The sequence below is a fragment of the Myxococcus sp. CA040A genome, from assembly GCF_013336725.1.
GTDB classification, from domain to species: Bacteria; Myxococcota; Myxococcia; order Myxococcales; family Myxococcaceae; genus Myxococcus; species Myxococcus llanfairpwllgwyngyllgogerychwyrndrobwllllantysiliogogogochensis.
In genome coordinates this window covers 480,411-498,217 of the sequence record NZ_JABUMR010000006.1, presented here as the reverse complement: position 1 = coordinate 498,217, position 17,807 = coordinate 480,411, and the positions used below count along the sequence as shown (strand labels likewise).

17 protein-coding genes are annotated in these 17,807 nt (G+C 70.6%); 8 read left to right on the top strand and 9 right to left on the bottom strand.

Annotated features, from left to right (window positions below; genetic code table 11):
- Positions 1–31 precede the first annotated feature (31 nt).
- Genes HUA75_RS28220 through HUA75_RS28205 form a run of 4 tightly spaced genes read right to left on the bottom strand, consistent with a single transcriptional unit; the run spans position 32 to position 4,966 of the window.
- Positions 32–1,558, bottom strand: coding sequence for a response regulator (locus HUA75_RS28220; RefSeq protein ID WP_174488114.1), 1,527 nt, complete (start codon positions 1,556–1,558; stop codon positions 32–34).
- Positions 1,551–3,596, bottom strand: a complete 2,046-nt coding sequence (locus HUA75_RS28215) for a hybrid sensor histidine kinase/response regulator (protein ID WP_174488113.1) — start codon at positions 3,594–3,596, stop codon at positions 1,551–1,553. The genes HUA75_RS28220 and HUA75_RS28215 overlap by 8 nt, the downstream gene beginning before the upstream one ends.
- Positions 3,593–4,297, bottom strand: a complete 705-nt coding sequence (locus tag HUA75_RS28210; RefSeq protein WP_174460199.1) for a hypothetical protein — start codon at positions 4,295–4,297, stop codon at positions 3,593–3,595. Before HUA75_RS28210 ends, HUA75_RS28215 begins: the two co-directional genes overlap by 4 nt.
- Positions 4,298–4,306: 9 nt before the next feature.
- The gene (locus HUA75_RS28205; RefSeq protein WP_371746208.1) at positions 4,307–4,966 is read right to left on the bottom strand and encodes a B12-binding domain-containing protein; all 660 of its coding nucleotides are present in this window, start codon (positions 4,964–4,966) and stop codon (positions 4,307–4,309) included.
- A 291-nt stretch (positions 4,967–5,257) separates the two neighbouring features.
- On the opposite strand from HUA75_RS28205, the gene HUA75_RS28200 reads away from it, so the two are divergent.
- From HUA75_RS28200 to HUA75_RS28190, 3 genes are read left to right on the top strand one after another with little or no spacing between them, the layout of a single operon-like run.
- A complete protein-coding gene (locus tag HUA75_RS28200; protein WP_174488111.1) occupies positions 5,258–5,743 on the top strand; it encodes an RNA polymerase sigma factor in 486 nt (161 codons plus the stop codon).
- Complete coding sequence (locus HUA75_RS28195; protein WP_174488110.1) at positions 5,740–6,549, top strand: ActD-like protein; 810 nt, start codon at positions 5,740–5,742, stop codon at positions 6,547–6,549. The genes HUA75_RS28200 and HUA75_RS28195 overlap by 4 nt, the downstream gene beginning before the upstream one ends.
- A 6-nt stretch (positions 6,550–6,555) precedes the next feature.
- Positions 6,556–7,170 carry a peptidase gene (locus tag HUA75_RS28190; protein WP_174488109.1) on the top strand — a complete coding sequence of 205 codons (615 nt, stop codon included), beginning with the start codon at positions 6,556–6,558 and terminating at the stop codon, positions 7,168–7,170.
- 7 nt (positions 7,171–7,177) lie between these two features.
- Here HUA75_RS28190 and HUA75_RS28185 read toward each other — a convergent pair whose 3' ends face one another.
- On the bottom strand, positions 7,178–7,681 hold the full coding sequence (locus HUA75_RS28185) for a DUF6748 domain-containing protein (RefSeq protein ID WP_141642036.1): 504 nt from the start codon (positions 7,679–7,681) through the stop codon (positions 7,178–7,180).
- Positions 7,682–7,947: 266 nt separating this feature from the next.
- Between HUA75_RS28185 and dnaN the strand changes: the two genes are divergently transcribed.
- The gene (dnaN, locus tag HUA75_RS28180; protein ID WP_141642037.1) at positions 7,948–9,054 is read left to right on the top strand and encodes a DNA polymerase III subunit beta; all 1,107 of its coding nucleotides are present in this window, start codon (positions 7,948–7,950) and stop codon (positions 9,052–9,054) included.
- A gap of 307 nt (positions 9,055–9,361) precedes the next feature.
- Entirely contained in the window at positions 9,362–10,579 is a 1,218-nt protein-coding gene (locus tag HUA75_RS28175; RefSeq protein ID WP_174488108.1) for a hypothetical protein, read from the top strand.
- Between the two features lie 24 nt (positions 10,580–10,603).
- Here HUA75_RS28175 and HUA75_RS28170 read toward each other — a convergent pair whose 3' ends face one another.
- Positions 10,604–11,866: a DUF1990 family protein gene (locus tag HUA75_RS28170; RefSeq protein WP_174488107.1), complete on the bottom strand. Its 1,263-nt coding sequence runs from the start codon at positions 11,864–11,866 to the stop codon at positions 10,604–10,606.
- A complete protein-coding gene (locus tag HUA75_RS28165) occupies positions 11,859–12,557 on the bottom strand; it encodes a DUF1990 family protein (RefSeq protein WP_254627797.1) in 699 nt (232 codons plus the stop codon). The genes HUA75_RS28170 and HUA75_RS28165 overlap by 8 nt, the downstream gene beginning before the upstream one ends.
- A 66-nt stretch (positions 12,558–12,623) precedes the next feature.
- Between HUA75_RS28165 and HUA75_RS28160 the strand changes: the two genes are divergently transcribed.
- Positions 12,624–12,914 (top strand): hypothetical protein, encoded by a 291-nt coding sequence (locus HUA75_RS28160; protein WP_141642040.1) that lies wholly within the window; start codon positions 12,624–12,626, stop codon positions 12,912–12,914.
- A 21-nt stretch (positions 12,915–12,935) separates the two neighbouring features.
- Here HUA75_RS28160 and HUA75_RS28155 read toward each other — a convergent pair whose 3' ends face one another.
- Positions 12,936–14,048 carry a DNA alkylation repair protein gene (locus HUA75_RS28155; protein WP_174488106.1) on the bottom strand — a complete coding sequence of 371 codons (1,113 nt, stop codon included), beginning with the start codon at positions 14,046–14,048 and terminating at the stop codon, positions 12,936–12,938.
- Positions 14,049–14,225: 177 nt separating this feature from the next.
- Between HUA75_RS28155 and HUA75_RS28150 the strand changes: the two genes are divergently transcribed.
- Positions 14,226–16,196, top strand: coding sequence for an ATP-binding protein (locus HUA75_RS28150; RefSeq protein WP_371746205.1), 1,971 nt, complete (start codon positions 14,226–14,228; stop codon positions 16,194–16,196).
- A gap of 61 nt (positions 16,197–16,257) precedes the next feature.
- Entirely contained in the window at positions 16,258–17,400 is a 1,143-nt protein-coding gene (locus HUA75_RS28145) for a DNA replication/repair protein RecF (RefSeq protein ID WP_174488105.1), read from the top strand.
- Position 17,401: 1 nt separating this feature from the next.
- Here the strand turns inward: HUA75_RS28145 and HUA75_RS28140 are convergent, their stop codons facing one another.
- Positions 17,402–17,800 (bottom strand): hypothetical protein, encoded by a 399-nt coding sequence (locus tag HUA75_RS28140; protein ID WP_141642043.1) that lies wholly within the window; start codon positions 17,798–17,800, stop codon positions 17,402–17,404.
- Positions 17,801–17,807: the final 7 nt, after the last annotated feature.

The following is a 17,807-nucleotide window of genomic DNA, read 5'->3' as shown; positions in this document are numbered from 1 at the left end:
GGCGCCGGCCCGCGCCCACCTCCCGCCTCACTCACAGACTCGACAACAGGCGATCCAACTCGTCCGGCTTCACGGGCTTGACGATGTGCAGGTCGAAGCCCGCCTTGAGCGCCCGGTCGTGTCCCTCTGGCCCGCCGTAGCCCGTAATCGCGACGAGGCGGATGTCGCGGCCCACGCGCGAGCGCAGCTCCTGAGCCACCCGGTAGCCGTCCAGCCCTGGCAGGCCAATGTCCACCAGCGCCAGCTCCGGCCGCCGTTGCACCGCCAGCTCCACGCCCCGCAAGCCGTCCGGTGCCTCTTCCACCTGGTGGCCCCACAGCTCCAACAGCTCCCGCATGGCCTGACGCGCGTCCGGGTTGTCCTCCACCAGCAGGATGTGCCGCCCCGCGCGCGTGCGCCGGGGGAGCGGCGCGGGCGCTGTCTCCTCCATGAAGTGCAGGAGCGGCAGCCTCACCTCGAACTCGGAGCCCTTGCCGGTGCCGTGGCTGCGCGCGGTGACCTGACCGCCGTGCAACTGCACCAACTGGCGCACCAGCGTCAGGCCAATGCCCAGGCCCCCGCGCGTGCGCTCCAGGGACGTGTCCGCCTGGGCGAACAGGTCGAAGATGCGGGGCAGCACGTCCTGGGGGATGCCGATGCCAGTGTCGCGCACGCGCACCACCGCCCGCGCGCTCCCATTCACGCCCTCGTGCTCCACGCGCAGGGTGATGTGGCCGGTGTCGGTGTACTTGGCGGCGTTGTCCAGGAGGTTGGTGAAGATCTGCTCCAGTCGCGTGGCGTCGCCCGTCAGCCACAGCGGGCTGTCCGGCAGTGACACCTCCAGCCCCAGGCCGCGCGCTTCGGTGGTGGGCCGGATGACCTGGATGACCTGGAGCAGCACCGCGCGCAAATCCAACCGGCCCGTGCGCAGCTCCACCTTGCCGCGCGTAATCCGGCTCACGTCCAGCAAGTCATCCACCAGGCGCGCCAGGTGGTGGGTCTGCCGGTGGATGATGCCGCGCATCCGCGCTTCCTTGAGGTTGTCGGTCGGGTTGCGCTCCAGGATGCCGATGGACGTCATGATGGCGGCCAGGGGATTGCGCAGCTCGTGCGCCAGCATGGCGAGGAACTCGTCCTTGCGCCGGTCCATCTCCGCCAGCTCGTTGGCGCGCCTGCGAGCCGCCTGCTCCGCGTGACGCAGCCGCTGGAGCGAGCGCACCGTGGCGACCAGCTCCGAGGCGTCGAAGGGCTGGGTGAGGTACGCGTCCGCGCCCGCGTCCAGGCCTCGCGCCTTCCTGTCGGAGGTGACGAAGGTGGCGGACGTGTGCATCACCGCGATGGACGCGGTGTCCGGGTTGGCGCGCAGCCTCGCGCAGACCTCGTAGCCACTGATGTCCGGCAGCTTCACGTCGAGGACGATGACGTCCGGCCGGTGCTGCTCGGCCATGAGCAGCGCGGCCATGCCGGTGGCGGCCTCCAGCACGGTGTAGCCCGCCATCTCCAGGATGCGGTTGACCAGGTAGCGGTTGGCGTCGTCGTCGTTGACGTTGAGGACGGTGGCCAGTCGAGGTTCAACCACGTCTTCCCTCCTGTGGCGTGTGGGAACCGAGGCCCGCCTTGGCCAGGGCGTCGCGGATGCGACTGATGGCCACCTCGCGACTGAGCGTGTGCTTGGAGAGGATGGCGGACGTCTCGTTCGCCAGTCGGGCGCGCTCGTCCTCGCGCAGCTCGTGCGAGGTGTGGAGGATGATGGGAATCTCGCGCGTGCGTGGATCCGCCTTCAGCGCGTCCAGCACGTCGAAGGCGGTGATGTCCGGCAGGATGAAGTCCAGGAAGATGAGCTGCGGCACCTGCTCGCGCGCCAGCCGGACACCATCGACGCCGCCCGCGGCCTCCAGCAGCGCGTAGGGCATGTCCTTGAGCAACTGCTTGAGCAGGTAGCGGTGCACGTCGTCGTCGTCGATGATGAGGATGCGCTCCACCGGCCCGCTGCGCGCCAGCTCCTGGAGCTTTCGCTGCAGGCGGCCCTCGTCCACCGGCTTGAGCCAGAACTCGTCGGCGCCCAGCGCGCGCGCCTTCTGCTCGCGGTCCGTCACCGTGACGACGAGGATGGGGATGTCCCGCGTGGCCTCGCCGTTCTTCATCTCCGCGAGGAAGTTCCAGCTCGTCTCGCCCTCCAACATGACGTCCAGCACCATGGCGGCGGGACGCACGCGCTGGAGCACCCGGCGCGCCTCGTCCGTGCTGCGCACCGGCAGCACCTGGAAGCCCGAGCGAGCCAGGTACTTCTCGTAGAGGAACAGCGTCTGCCGGTCGTCCTCCAGCACCAGCACCGGCGCGCGGCCCGGCTCCAGGTGCTGGCTGCGCTCGGCCAGCCCCGTCATCTCCGAGACCTCCATGTGGACGCGGGGAATGGTGACGGTGAACGTGGAGCCCTCGCCCGGCTGGCTCTGGAGGGTGAGCGTTCCGCCCAACAGCTCCACCAGCCGGCGCGCCAGCGGCAGGCCCAGGCCCGTGCCCTTCACCTTGCGCTGGATGTGGCTGTCTATCTGCGTGAACTCCTCGAAGACGCGCTCGTGGTTCTCCGGAGCGATGCCGATGCCCGTGTCGCGCACGGTGAAGATGACCGTGTCTCGTGGACCCGGGGCCGCGGACACGGTGACGTGGCCGGACTCGGTGAACTTCACCGCGTTGGACACCAGGTTGCGCAGCACCTGGCTCAGCCGCGTCTCGTCCGTCTCCAGCTCCAGCGGTTCGGCCGGCTCCACCAGCCGCAGCTCCACGGGGGCGTCGGCGGGCACCAGCGGACGCATCATTCCGCGCAGCGCGCCGAGCAGGTCGCGCACCACGAAGTGGCTGTGGCGCAGCGTGGCCTTGCCCGCCTCCACCTTGGACAAATCCAACAGGTCGTTGACCAGCTCGAAGAGCGACTCGGCGGAGTTGCGGATGAAGGTGACCTGCTTCTCCTGCTCGGAGGACAGCGGGCCGTTGATGGGATTGAGCAGCACCTTGGACAGGCCGAGGATGGAGTGCAGCGGCGTGCGGAACTCGTGGCTGACGTTGGCGACGACGCGGTTCTTGATTTCGGCCGCGCGGTGCAGCCCCTCCGCCTTCTCGTCCAGCGCGGCGTGCAGGCTGCGCATGCCCCGGTTGGATTCGCTCAGCTCCTGGTTGAGCCGCGCCAGTTCGTCCGCGCGGCGCTTGAGCTCGCGGCGCTGCCCCTCCGTCTCGCGGTGCAGCGCGGACAGCTCGCTCATCGAGGAGCTGACCTGCTCCAGCGCGTGGCCGTAGTCCTCCGGCACCAGGCTGCCCACCAGCAGCACCCCGCCGTCGTGCGGGCGCGCGCGGAAGGCGAACGTGCCAGGCACGTCGTCGCGACAGAGGATGAGCTCCCAGCCGTCCACGCGCTCGTCGCGGGCCTGCACCAGCAGCTTGTCGACCTTGTCCTCGGTGCCCTGGGCGGCGAGCGCCCGCAGCGGCTTGCCGGGCTTCGCGTCGAGCACGTCCCGCGCGCGGGCATCCACCCAGGTGAGCGTCCCTTGCGCGTCACACACCAGGGCGACCTCGCGGCTCAGGTCGTCGAAGGCGGGGCGGTCCTCGGGCGTGGCGCCGCTCATGAGCGCGTCTCGTCCCAGGAGACACCGGCGGTGGCGAGCAGCGCCCGGGCCTGGGGATGCCGGCCCCCGAGGACCAGCTTCAGCATCCCGAGCACGGAGGGAAACGCCAGCAGGCCGAAGCCACGCCGAGGCCAGAAGCCCAGGTACCAGCGCACGTGGTCCGCCATCAACGCGGGCTTGCCGGCGTCGAGTGCGTCCGCGAGATATGACAGCTGGAGTCGCAGTTCATCCTCCAAACGAGGCCGGTCCTCCGGCGTGAGGTAGAGGGCCAGGCGTGCAGTGGCGGCTCGGGACAGCTCCGAGGCGTCATCTTGCAGCGCACGCGAGGGCCCTTCCGGATAGCGCAGGGCTTCCCGGGCGGCGCGTACATGCTCGTACGGCTCGGTGCCGGGGCCCCAACCCTCGGCCTCCAACGCGGTGGCCAGCCCGGCGAAATTCAGGTCGAGGTGGAGGGTGGCCATTCCTCTCGACACCAGCAAGGTGCGAAGCCACCGTGCATAGCCCTCCATGACGGAGGGTCGGTGCTCGTCGAGGGATTGCACAAGGTAGCGCACATGGAAGCGGGCATCCTCGTCGCCGAAGCGGCGAGCCCGCTCGGCGCCGTAGCGCGCCTCCCAGAAGGGGTCCTGATACATCGCCTCGACGGAGGCGTGTGCGAGGGCATCGGCGCGCGCTTCGACCAGGCGGCTCGGTGTCTCCATGCGGGTTCCTCAAACTCCCAGGGTGCGGCAGGCGGCGGAGACCAGCTCACGCGCGTCCTTGCCGTGAAAGCTCACGTCCAGTTCCTTCTCCAGCCCCGGCGCCCAGCGGAACGCATGCCCACCCACGGCGATGGGCACGTCGGGCAGGGCTTCGCGCGCGTGCTCCACCGCCCGGCGCAGGGCCGGCAGGTGGTAGGACATCGTCACGGAGAGCGCGAGCAGGTCGGGCTTCACCTCGCGCAGCAGGCGCGCCAGGTGCTCGGGCGGCACGCTGGCTCCCAGGAAGCGCACCTCGAAGCCCGCCATCTCCAGGAAGTCGCTGGCCATGCGCGCGCCCATCTCGTGCAGCTCGCCCTCCACGCAGGACATCATGACGAGCTTGCCGTTGGGCGGGTCCCTGGGGAGGTGGCGGTAGAGGTGCGCGAGCGCGAGCTGGGAGATGGCGGTGGCCAGGTGCTCCTGCGCGACGGAGATGACGTTCTCCTGCCACAGCCGGCCAATCTCGTACTGGGCCTGCTGGATGACGTCCAGGTGCAGCACCTGGAGCGGGACGCCCACGAGCAGCCCCTCATCCACGAGCAGGCGCAGGGCTTCCCTCCGGTTGCCAGCGAGCTGGGCGGTCAGATACCGCGCCCGAAGGTGGGAAAGGGTGTCTTCGGTCTCAATCACGGATGTCACGAGCTCGGAGGGAGGTCGAGTACCGGAAAGTAGTGACGGGGTCGCGTTTCGTTACAGTCGAGTACAGCGGAGCCCCGGTGTTTTCATCGACAACCCGACACTCGACGGGGGCGAAGCCGAGCGGCTGCCAGCCTGGCGGCCCTGTAGATTTTGCAGACGGCGCCGGCGGATGGGTTTTGCCTCCTGGGTGAATCGGGGTAGGGACGAATTCGGGAGGAGGCCGGTGACAGTTTCGTGAGGCACCGGTGTTCCCTTCACCGAAACGAGGGAGGCGCGACTCCGGTGTCAATCGATGTGGAGGCCTATTACCGCCGCTACGGCCCCCAGGTGCTCCGGCGCTGCCGCTTCCTCCTGCGTGACGAGGAGAAGGCCGTGGACGCCATGCACGATGTGTTCGTGCAGCTGCTGCGCTACCAGGGGGCGTTGAAGGACGCCGCTCCGTCCAGCCTGCTGCACCGCATCTCCACCACCGTGTGCCTCAACCGGCTGCGAGGGGCGAAGCGCAGGCCCGAGGACCGGGAGGATGAGCTGGTGTTGCAGATCGCCTCGGCGGACGACATCGAGTCGCGCGCCAGTGCCCGAGGGATGTTGGACAAACTCTTCGGCCGCGTGCCGGCGTCCAGCCGGGACATCGCCGTGCTGCACCTGGTGGATGGGATGACGCTGGAGGAGACGGCCGCCGAGGTGGGCCTGTCCGTGTCGGGCGTGCGCAAGCGCCTGCGCGCGCTGACGTCGGCGCTGCACGAGCTGGAGCTGGAGGCCGCATGAATTCCCCCTCACGCATTCCGGACTGGCTGCTGGAGCGAATCGCGCTGGGCGAGCTGCCGCCCGAGGAGCTCGCCGCCGCGCGCGCCCGGCTGGAGCAGGAGCCCGGGGGCCCGGAGCGGCTCGCCGCGCTGGAGGCCGACTCGCGCGTCACCCTGGAGCGGCTGTCACCCGAGCGCGTGGCCCGCGAGGTGAACACCCGCTTTCGCCGCGGCGCTCCCGCGCGCGAAGCTCCGGCTCGTTCCCCGTGGCTGACGTCGGCCATGGGCCTGGTGCCGGTGCTCGCGGCGCTCGCGCTCTTCGTCGTCGTGCAGCCCGAGTCCGGCTCACCGACGCAGGAGCCGACGACGGGGGCGCTCGCGGGCCTGGAGCCGGAGCCCACGCGCTCCAAGGGACTGACGCCCCGGCTGGAGGTCCACCGCCAGCGAGCCCAGGCGGACGAACTGCTCGCCGAGGGCGCCGTGGCCGTCGCGGGTGACGTGGTGCAGCTGGCGTACGTGGCGGCGGGGCAGACCCACGGCGTCATCCTCTCCGTGGACGGACGCGGCTCGGTGACGCTGCACGCGCCGGAGCACGGGGCCCAGGCCGCGACGCTCGCGCCCTCCGGCACCCAGCGGCTCGCCGGGGCCTACGAGCTGGATGACGCACCGCGCTTCGAACGCTTCTTCCTGGTGACGTCGGGCCAGCCCTTCGACGTGGCGCCGGTGCTGGAGGCGGCCCGGACGCTGGCGGCGTCTGCCGACGCGCACACCGCGTCCCTCTTATTGCCCGAGGGCTTGACGCAGGTGTCCTTCACGCTTCAAAAGTAAGGGGTGATGAAACCCTGCGCCCTTCTCGCACTGTGGCTGTGGGCGGGGGCGGCGGCCGCGGAAGTCGGCGCGGCACGCCCCCTCGCGCTGGTGGAGGGTGAAGGTGCGTTCGCGCAGAGCGCGCCGGAGCCGGGGCTGACGCCAGGCCGCCGGGGGCTGCGCAAGGGCAACGTCCACATGGAGCTGTGGGCCAGCGACATCCAGCTCGCCAACCTCGCGGTGAAGGTGGGCGGAGGGCCCGTCTACCTGACGCTGCTCGCCGGCATCGAGCCGGGCAGCCGCAACGAGGCCCGTTTCAGCTTCGGCCTGGGTGTGGGCGGCCACGTGGTGATGTCGCACCGCTTCTGGCTGGACCTGGACGTGACGGGCGGCGCGGTGCAGCCGGTGCAGAAGCCGCTGGAGGGCGACGGCGGCAACGTGCTGGGCCAGGCCCGGGTGATGCTGGGGGTCCAGGTGCTGCCTCGCCTGGCCGTGTTCGTCGGCCCCACCTACAATCTGTGGTTCGTGTGGGGACAGCCGGACTTCGCGTCGGTGACGCGCATGTCCGTGAGCCAGAGCCAGCCGAAGGCGGACCAGCGCCTCCAGCACTGGCCCGGACTCCAGCTCGGCCTGCATTTCTAAGCGGCGCCTACTCCAGCTTGCTGGCGCGCAGCACGGTGGCGTCGCCCGCGGGGCCCGCCTTGGGACGCGTCTCCAGCGAGCCGCGGAGCTTGAGGCCGCCCGCCGTCGTGCGCTGCATCAGCGACTCCATCTGCTGCTCGTTGCCCCCCGTCACCGCCGACAGGTCCAGCTCGTGGATGGGAATCGCGTCCATGTCCGGCTTGTCCGCCAGCACGGCGTTGTAGGTGGGGCAGGGCGGGGCGAAGCAGCGCACGCCGCTGTCCTTGACGATGTAGACGGCGCTCTCACCCGCCTTGGCCTCGCCGCCGTTGCCGGGGGTGGGCGGAGGCGCGACGGGGGTGCCGCTCTGGTCTCCACTGGGGGCGGCGGCCGTCTCCGCGGAGGGCTGCCGGGAGTCGCCGCTGGGCGTGCCGGGCTCGTTCGAGGGCGTCGAAGAGGAGGCGGACGGCTTGCTACAGCCGGCGGCGAAGCCCAGCGCGAGGGCGGCGAGCAACAGCGGGCGGACGTTCATGGGAAGCTCCGGAAGGCGAGTAGACAGGGAGTGTCCATCGCCCACGCGGCAAGGGCCAGTCCCCTGTCTGGCTGGCTGACCGCCAGTCAGTTGAACTGGGGGTGACTGAATGCCCGTGCAGCGCGACTGGGAGTCTTATGGAGGAGGGTTGGAGTCCTGTCGGAGCGAAGACGGGGGCTCGCGCGTCGTTGACGCTCCCTATGCCACGGGCTACATCGGCCCCCTGATCGGCCCCTCGGGGCCGAGACCTTTAAGGACGCCCTCCGATGGAATTCCGCATCGCCGCCGACGAGCTGAAGAAGGCCCTCTACCGCGCTCAGGGCATCGTGGAGCGCAAGACGACGATGCCCATCCTCGCGAACGTGCTCGTCAACGCGACGAAGGGGGGCATCACCGTCACCGCCTTCGACCTGGACATCGGCATCGTCTCCGAGCACCCCGCCGAGGTCATCAAGCCGGGCGCCGTCACGCTCAGCGCCAAGTACGTCTTCGACATCGTCCAGAACCTGCCCGACGCGCAGGTGACGCTGAAGAAGCTGGCCAACAACTACGTGGACATCTCCAGTGGCTCGGCCCACTTCAAGATTGTCGGCATGGCCGCCGAGGAGTACCCGAAGCTGCCCAAGGAGGAGAGCGCTCCGCTGGTGCAGGTGGGTGGCAACACCCTGCTGGAGATGATCAAGAAGACCCAGTTCGCCATCTCCAGCGACGAGACGCGCTACATCCTGAACGGCGTCTTCTTCGAGCCGCAGCCCTCCGGCAAGGTCCGCATGGTGGCCACGGACGGCCACCGGTTGTCGCTCATCGAGCGCGAGCTGACGGGTGACTTCAAGCTCAAGAGCGGCGTCATCATCCCGCGCAAGGGCCTGATGGAGCTCAAGCGCCTGTTGGACGAGGCCCCGGATGCGGAGTGCCACCTGGGCTTCGCGGAGAACTCCGCCCTGTTCAAGAAGCCCGGCCTCACCATGGTGATGCGGCTCATCGACGGGCAGTTCCCCGAGTATCAGCGCGTCATCCCCAAGGAGGGCGAGAAGGTCGTCCTCGTCCCCAAGGTTCGCTTCCTCGAGGGGCTCAAGCGCATCGCGCTGTTGTCCGCGGACAAGAGCAACGCGGTGCGCATCGGCCTGGAGGAGAACAAGCTGGTCATCACCGCGAGCAACCCGGACCTGGGTGAAGCGCGCGACGTGGTGGAGCTGGCGTACCGGGGCAATGACATCACCGTGGGCTTCAACGCGCGCTACCTCACGGACGTGCTCGCCGTCACGGACACGGACGAGGTGAGCTTCGAGCTGGGTGACGAGCACAGCCCCGGCGTGCTGCACGCGCCCGGTGACCGCACGTTCACCGCGGTCGTCATGCCCATGCGCGTCTGAGTCGCTTCACGGCCGGGAGCCCCGCGCTCCCCAAGTCGTTTCCGCGCCCATGCGAGTCCGCGCCGAGTCCTGGCCGGGTCGCATGGGCTTTTTGTTGCCGGGCGGCACAGGCGCCGTCGAGCGCGCGTGCCGTGGGGTCGCGGGACGGGCTGGCGCCAGCGGGATGCCGCCTTCTGGACGGGAAGGGTGACGTCGGAGCGGGGCGCCTGTCGGGTGGAACAGTCATGGGCGACCCATCGTTCACTCTCGCGAGGGGGCGTGGGCTCGGGGGCCTGCCGGAAGCCGGGTCCGCTTTTATAGTGAGGCCGTGGCCACGCACCCGGACAACCTGCGCGCACGACTCGAGGACCGCGCGGACCTCCTGGAGGCCACGCGCCTGCGCTACCAGGCCCTGCGAGGGATGTTGGAGGCCTTCTTCTGGAAGGACCGCGTCCGCGCCCACTTCGAGCTGTTGCGCGAGGTGGCGCAGGTGCAGCCGGAGGTGGATGCCACGCTCGCCGCGCTGAAGCGTCGCGCCGCCGCCGAGGCGTGGCCCCTCGACGCCGCGCCCATGAAGCTGATGGCGGAGGTGGAGCGCCTGCGGGCGGCCGTCCAGCACGCGGCCCTGCGCAGACTGCCGGAGGCGGAGCGCTCGGTGCCGTTGGGCGAGGCGCTGCTGCGGCTGGAGGAGGTCGTGCTGGAGGCGGGGCCGCTCTTGGGCGGGCGCACCTGGGCCCGCGCCGTGGAGCTGTTGCCCCGCAACCTCCCGGAGCTGCGCGCCGCGTGCGCCGCCGCCGAGGTGTGTGAGCGCGTCTTCAAGCGCCCCACGCCCCAGGGGGTGCTGCCCTTCAACGAGGCGGAGGCCGATGAGCTGCGCCGCGCCCTGCCGCTCGCCGATTCGGCGCTGGCCGCGCTGTGGCAGCGCCTGGAGCACTTCGACACCAGCGGGCGGGTGAAGGACTTCCTGGCGCGCCGGGCTTCTCGCGTGCCGCTGCACGTGCCGCGAAGTGGACCGGAGCTGGTGCTGCACGCGGCCTTCTGGCACGGCGTGGCGCGGGCGCGGTTGCGCGCGCTGCTGGACGACCGGCTGGCCCCCGTCATGCCGCTGGAGCAGGAGGTCCCGGAGCTGTTGCCGTGGCTGGCCGCGCGAGAAGGGGCCGCGACGAGCGGACGGGGTGAGGCGAGGCTCGCCGCGGGCGAGGTCTTCGATGAAGGACGCGCGGGCCTGTTCGAGCTGGCAGCGGAGCTGGCCTCCCTGTCGCGCGAGCGTCCCACCGGGGCCTGGAGCGAGGAGTCCGCGTGGGCCCGGTTGTGGAGCGCGGCGCAGCGGGCCCGCGACGAGGGCGGCACCGACGTGGAGCGCCTGCGCGACGCCCTGCGCCTGTTCATCATCCTGCACGGCAAGGCCCAGACGCCGGCCCGGCTGTTCTCTCCCTCGCGCGCCCAGCCGCGTGCGTCCGAGGACGGGGGGCCGGACATGACGCACGTCAAGGACCTGCCCGCGCTGGTGCAGGCCGCGAGGAACGCGGCCTCCCGCCCGGGTTGAGCGGGAGGCGAGGGACGTTTCTCTTCAGCCCGTCGCGGGCGTGTCGTCCACGAGCGGCATCAACCGCGAGGCGAGCGCCGCCAACAGGGCATCCTCCGCGAAGGCCGCCGCCAGGGCGGGCACGTGGAGCTTCCCCGTGGCCAGTTTCCTCAGTGAGTAGAAGGCCCAGGTGGAGGCCATCGCCGCGAGGCCGCCCAGCGCCGCCGCGAGCACGACGCGCCGCCGCGTCTGCCCCGCCACCGACGACGCCGCCGCCACGGTGCCCATGAAGATGCGGCCCGTCATGGGCACCCACTTCACGCGCGCGGGCGTCTTCGGCAGCTTGTCCGCCACCAGCTCGCCCAGCGCGAGCACCTCCAGCACCCGGGGCACCCACGGCTTCGACAGGGCGACGGACAGCGGGTCCGTCCTCGCGTCTGGAGACTGGGCGAGCCTGCGACTCACCAGCGTGGGCGCACTCAGACTTCGCATGCCCGCGAGCACTCCCAGCCCCACGGGGGTCAACCAATGTCCTCGTTCCACGGCCTCCACCTCCTCTTCCACGTGTGACTTCAGTCGTCCTGGCGCGCGCTGCGCGAAGATGCGCACCGGGCCCAGCTCTTCCAGCGCATGTCCCGAATGGGCCATCGTGCCCTGGTGCTCCGGCAGGCCCGCGAACTCCGGGTGGTGCCATGTCAGCTCGCGCAGGCGCGCATGTGTCAGCCGATGCCAGGCGCGTTGATAACGCTTGCCCACGAGCGCGAAGCCCAGGCGGCTCCACGCGTTGGGGAACTTCCCGGGCCGCCAGCTCGCCTCGATTTCGAAGCGCACCTCGCCGGTGTCGTGGTGCTTGCGCAAGAGGAACCACTCGCGCCCCTCCTCGAGGTGGCCCTCCAGCGTTTCGAAGCCGAAGCCATACACGCTGCACGTCTCGCCAATCTCCAGCCGCGTGTCGCCCACGCGCACCGCGCACAGGAAGCGCAGCCGCTCGGCCAGGGACTTCAGCTCCAGCAGCACCGTGCGCCCATGCAGCGGCGTGTCCGAGGAGAAGTGCCAGCGGACGATGCGAGGGTCGGAGAAGTCGAAGGTTTCCAGCACGCCCCGGGCGCGCTCGAACAGCCCCGTGGGAGACGGCGGGCCCGGCTGCTCACGGCCCAGCGCGGACACCGAGTGCACCTGGTTCCAGCCCGCCTCCAGCGTCATCTCCCCCGACGCGGCCGTGAAGTTGCGCGTCAGCGCTCGCGCCTGCTCCAGAAGGGGGGCCAGCTCGTCGTCCGTCCAGCCGGAGAACCAGCGCCACTCAATCATCGGCGTCGTCTCCTCGCGCGAGGAACGTGGGCCCCGACATCACATCGCCACCCTCCGGCTCCTCGCCCAGCTCCCGGGTGTCCGCGTGGATGCCACCCACCACGCCCTCGCCCGCGGAGAGGGCCACGCGCAGGACGAACTCCGTCCAGGTGTTGGTCTGCATCGCCTCGCCCGCGGTGACGAAGCCCCAATGGTGCATGTGCGAGCCGGAGCGCGCGCGGCTGCGGATGTGGAAGAGCACGTCCCCGTACTCGTTGCGGTACGCGCCGAAGGTGATGCGCCCCGCCTCCGGGTGGCCCGGCAGCGTGGCGAGCGTCAGGCTCTGACGGTCCTTGTGGATGACGCGCACGCCGAACGTCCCCGCGCCGTGGATGCGCACCGTGAGCATCTCGCCCATCGCCAGTGGCTGGTCCTCGCGGGACGGGGACTCGCGCTCGAACACACACAGCTCCTCCGGCGCGAACTCGGAGAACCTCCGCGCCACCCAGTCCAGGAGGGCGGCGGGCCGGTGGCGACAGTGCCGGATGAGGGCCCAGTAATCGCGTTGCAACAGGGGGCCCGCACCCGCCTCGGGGAGCTGGAGTCCTCCCGCTTCGCCGCCCGCCGTGTCCGGTGTCGTGTGGTGGTTCACCCTCTCGCCCTTCGCGTGGTCCGGTCCCACCATGATGGGGACCGCGACGCCGGGAGGCATGGGGCTTTCCCGTGAGTGCGGGAGGGCGTCCGGCCGAACTGTCCGGCCGCTCGGGGAGCAAGCGCGATGAGCCTGGACGTCAACCCCGCGAGCGCCGAGTCGAAGCGCGAGTACGAGCTGCCCCCCGTGTTACGGGCGGAGCACGCGGACAGCTCGTTCACCCGCTTGCTGGAGCAGCAGGCGGCCAAGATTCCCTCTCACATGTTCCTCTTCGCCAGCCTGTGCTCGATGGGCGTGTCGCTGAGCCTGGAGCTGATGGGCCGCACCCAGCCCGCCCGCTTCATCGGCTCGTGGGTGTCGCCGCTCCTGGTGATGGGCGTCTACAACAAGCTGGTGAAGCTGCTCGGGCCTCGCTGAAGGAAGGACGCGCCGCTTGAATCACTCCACCACTTCCACCTCGCCCAGCGGCAGGTCCACGCCATTCACCCGCGCCTCGAAGCGGTGCGGGCCCGGGTAGTGGCGGCGCGTGGTGAGCTGCGCCAGGGACACGCGCTTGCCCAGCGTCTCCTCCTGTCCGGGCGAAAGCGTCAGCGCGCGCACCTTGAAGACCTTGGGCTTGGGCGCCTCGCCGCGCGCCTTGAAGAAGTGCACCGCCAGGTCCACCACGAGCGACTGGGTGCGCTTGGAGCGATTGGCCACCACGAAGCGCACGTCCACCGCGCCGCCCAGCTTCGCGCGGCGGGGCAGCTCCGTGGCGCGGGCTTCGATTCCGGTGGGCTTGCCCGCGCCCAGCACCTCCAGGGCGGCGGGCTCTCCCCGTTTGACGGCGGAGCGCAGCGCGTGACGCACCAGCCACTCCCGCTCCGGTGAGGCGTCCTTCAGCCACGCCTTCGCCACCTTCACCAGCACGTCGGGGTGGTCCTTGCCGATGTCGTTGAGGTTGTTGGCCACCGAGCGGCGCACGTACAGGTCCACGTCGTCCTTGAGCAGCTCCAACAGCTCCAGCACCGGACGCGGGTCCTGCTGGAAGGCGCGCAGGCGGGAGGCCCACGGCAGGCGCGGACGCGTGCCCTCCGAGACGAGCCTTCGCACATGGACGCTCTCGTCCTTCGTCCACTCGCGCAGCCGCTTCAGCGTCTTCTCCGGATGCCGCTCCAGGAAGGGGCGGATGGAGAACTCCGCCGTGAAGCGCTGGGTGAGCGCGTGCTGCGCCCGCATGGACTCCTCGAAGTGTTCCAGGCCGTGCTCGGACACGAACATCGTGTGGGGGAGGTAGAAGAAGACCTCCATGCCCCCCACCCGGTCCGTCTCCCGGAGCGGGCCGAGCGAGCGCACCACCACCTCCACCGCCTTCGCGTAGTCGCGGGGGAGCGCGCGGTGCATGGCCTGGGAGATGTGCCGCGCGCGGCCAATGAGCTCGTGTCCGTCCAGACCCAGGCGGGCCTCGCGCTGGAAGGTGTCGAGCGGGAAGGACGGCTGCGCGCGGTGCAGCGTGGTGCCCAGTCGCTCCACCAGCCGGGCATCGAAGAAGGTCTTGAGGGGCTCCGCCATGGGGCCGGACCAAAGCCTGTCGCGAGGGGGCCCACAAGGCATGTCCTACCTTTCCGCGCTGCCAGTAATGCCTGTCTTCTGCTAGTCGTGCGGGTTGTGGCGACACGCAAGGGCCAGGGCCCTCGGGGCGGGAAACCAAGCGCGAAAGGAAGCCAGGGTTCCGGCGCGGCTCGGAGCGTGCGCGCGTCGCCGGAAGCGCTCGCGTTGCGCGAGCAACTGGCCTCGGTGACGGACCCGTTGGTGTTGCTGGAGGGGTTGTTCCTCCACTCGCCCGTGCCGTACGCCATCTTCGACGCGCAAGGCCACTGCCGGCTGCACAACCCGGCCTATGCGGCGATGTTCGGCTCGGTGCCTCCGCCCGAGTACAGCCTCTTTCGCGACGAGCTGGTCGCGAAGCTGGGGCTCGACGTGCTGCTGCGCCGGGCCTTCGCGGGCGAGACGGTCCAGACGCCGGTCATCTGGTACGACGTGAAGGAGCTGCGGCACGTCGACGTGAAAGAGGCGCACCGCATCGCCATCGCCTGCACCTGCTTCCCGCTCGCGTCCTCCGGGGGCGAGGTGAGCCACATCGCCCTGGCCTACAAGGACGTGACGGCGGAGCTGGCCGCGCGCGAGGCGGAGCAACTGGAGCGACGGCGGCTCTATCAACTGCTCACGCAGGCGCCGGTGGCCATCAACCTCTTGCGTGGCCCGGATTTGCGCTTCGAGTTCGCCAACCCGCTGCTCCAGACGTTGATGGGCGGCCGGGAGCTGGTGGGGCGCACGTTGCTGGAGGCGATTCCGGACATCGCTCCGGAGCTGGTGAGCCTGTACCGGGGCGTGCTGGAGACGGGGGAGCGGGTGGTGGCCCACGAGTACCCGATGGTGCTCGACTACGCGGGGCGGGGCCAGGTGGAGACGCGGTACTGGAACCTCCTCTACGAGCCGCTGCGCGACGAGCGGGGCCGCGTGGACGGGCTGGTGACGTTCGCCTTCGAGGTGACGGAGCAGGTGCTCGCGCGTCAGGCGGTGGAGAGCCAGCACCGGTGGCTGGAGGCGGTGCTGGACTTGATGCCCATGCCGGTGGTGATGGCGGACCCCGGCACCGGAGACCTCACCTTCTCCAACGCGGCGGCGGACCGGCTGCATGGCGTGAGCATCCCCACGCGGGTGCCGGCCTCCGACTACGGCGAGCTGTTCCACATCACGGACCTGGCGGGCCAGCGACTGAGGGCGGAGGAGCTCCCCTCCGCTCGCGCGGCGCGGGGCGAGAAGCTGGAGGGCCTGGAGGTCGTCTGGCACACGCACGGCGGGGAGTTCGTGCTCAGCATCTCCTCGGAGATGTTGCCCGCGATGCACGGGCATCCAGCGGTGACGGTGCTGCCCTTCCTGGACATCACCCGACTGAAGACAGTGGAGCAGCGGCTCCAGGACGCCATCCGCGTGCGCGACGAGTTCCTGTCGGTGGCGAGCCATGAGCTGAAGACGCCGCTGACGGTGCTGGGCCTGAGGCTGCAGGCCTTCGCGCGCGCGGCGCTGGCGGACCCGGGCTCCGCGTGGGCGCTGCGCCACGGCCGCGAGGTGCAGGGCATGTTGCGGCAGGTGATGCGGCTGGCGGACCTGGTGAACGGGCTGCTGGACGTGTCGCGCATCGGCACGGGGCGGCTGCGGTTGGAGTACGAGCAGGTGGACCTGCTCGCGCTGGTGCAGGAGGTGGTGGCGCGCTTCCAGCCGGAAGCGGAGCGGGCGGAGTGCGAGGTGGAGGTCTCCGGCGTGGAGTCCGCGACGGGGCTGTGGGACCGGATGCGGTTGGAGCAGGTGGTCACCAACCTGGTGTCCAACGCGCTCAAGTACGGCGCGGGCCGGCCCGTGCGGGTGCTCGTGGAGCGGGATGAAACGCGGGCCCGGCTGGTGGTGCGCGACGAGGGCATCGGCATCAGCGCGGAGGCCCAGGCGCGCATCTTCCACAAGTTCGAGCGCGCCGTGTCCGAGCGCAACTACGGTGGCCTGGGGCTGGGCCTGTATGTCGCGCGCACGCTCGTGGAGGCGATGGAGGGCGTCATCCGCGTGGACAGCCAGCCGGGCGAAGGGGCCACCTTCACCATGGAGCTGCCGCTGCGTCCCTCCGAGCCCGCCGTCGCCGTCGCCGCCAAGAGCCTCGCGTCCTGACGGACTCCCGCTCTAGATAACCTCCCCGCGACGCCACGGACGCGGGTATACGGTGGGGGCCGTGCGCCTCCTCGCACTCCACGTCCAAGACTTCCGCAATCTCGCGCAGGTGACGCTCACGCCCAGCGCCCATGCCACCATCGCCGTGGGGCAGAACGGGCAGGGCAAGACGAACCTGCTGGAGGGGCTCTACTTCCTCGCCACGCTCAAGCCGCTGCGCGCCGGGCGGCTGTCGGAGCTGGTGCGCTGGGGCACTCAGACGGCGCGCGTGTCCGGCCGCTTCCTCCTCAAGGGGGCCGAGCGCGAAATCGCCGTGGAGGTGGGCGGCGGCACCCGGCAGGCCTTCGTGGACGGAAAGAAGGCGGCCAGCCTGGAGGAGTACTTCGGCGGCGTCTCCGTCGTGGCCTTCACCCCGGATGACCTGGAGGTGGTGAAGGGCGGGCCGGACTCACGGCGTGGCTTCCTGGACCGGGCGGTGTTCAACCGCTTCCCCGCCTACCTGCGGGAGAGCCGCGAGTACGCGCGCGCGCTGAAGAACCGCAACCGGCTCCTGCGCGAGGGCGGCGCGGTGGACCCGGCCTACCTGGACGCCTACGACGAGACGCTGGCGAAGGCGGGGGCCCGCATCTACGCGCGGCGCCGGGCGCTGATGGCGGAGCTGTCGCCCCGCGCGCAGGCGACCTTCGCCTCGATTGGCCGCACGGTGGAGCCGGCCTCGTACGGCTATCACCCGGCGCACCTGGGCGGAGACTTCGCCACGGCGGATGAGGCCGCGCTGGCCCTGGCGCTGCGGGAGGCCCTGGGCGAGCGCCTGCGCCGCGATTTGGACCGGGGCTTCACGTCGGTGGGGCCCCACTCGGACGACGTGACGGTGACGCTGGGAGGGCGCAGCGCGCGGGCCTACGCGAGTCAGGGACAGCAGCGGGCGCTGGTGCTCGGCTGGAAGATCGCCGAAATCGAGAACCTGGAAACGAGCATGGGGTTCCTGCCGCTGCTCATGCTGGACGACGTGTCGAGCGAGCTGGACCCGGAGCGCAACGCCTACCTGATGGACTACCTGGCGAGGAGCGGCGCGCAGGTGTTCCTCTCCACCACGGACGGCTCGCTGGTGCGCGGGGCGGCGGCGGCGGACACGCTGTGGCTCTCCGTGCACGCGGGACAGGTGACGACGCGGGACGCGGAGACGCCCCCCGTCGCGAGCTGACTCACGGCACCGGGCGACGCCGGTGCCAGGGCCAGTGCACGTTCATCCGCCGGGCGTGGTGTTGATGCCGTGGCGGCAGGTCCTCCTGGCGGACGTGCTCGAAGAAGGCGAAGCGGTACTCGGCCCAGAGCACCGCGAAGGCCACCGCGAACAGGAAGGTCCCCAGGGTGAGCCACCACACGGTGCCCGTGGCCAGGGCGATGGTGGCCACCGCCAGGAGTCCGAGGCTCAGGCCCAGGGAGATTTCCCTCAGCTTCTTCGACTCGCTGAAGGCCATGCCCATGGACACGAGCGACATCGCCAGCAGGGCCACGGCCACGCCGTAGGCCGTGCGTGCGTACAGGCTCGCAATCGACAGCAGGAAGAGACCGAAGCCGAACACCGCGAGTCCGCCGTCCATGTGTCTC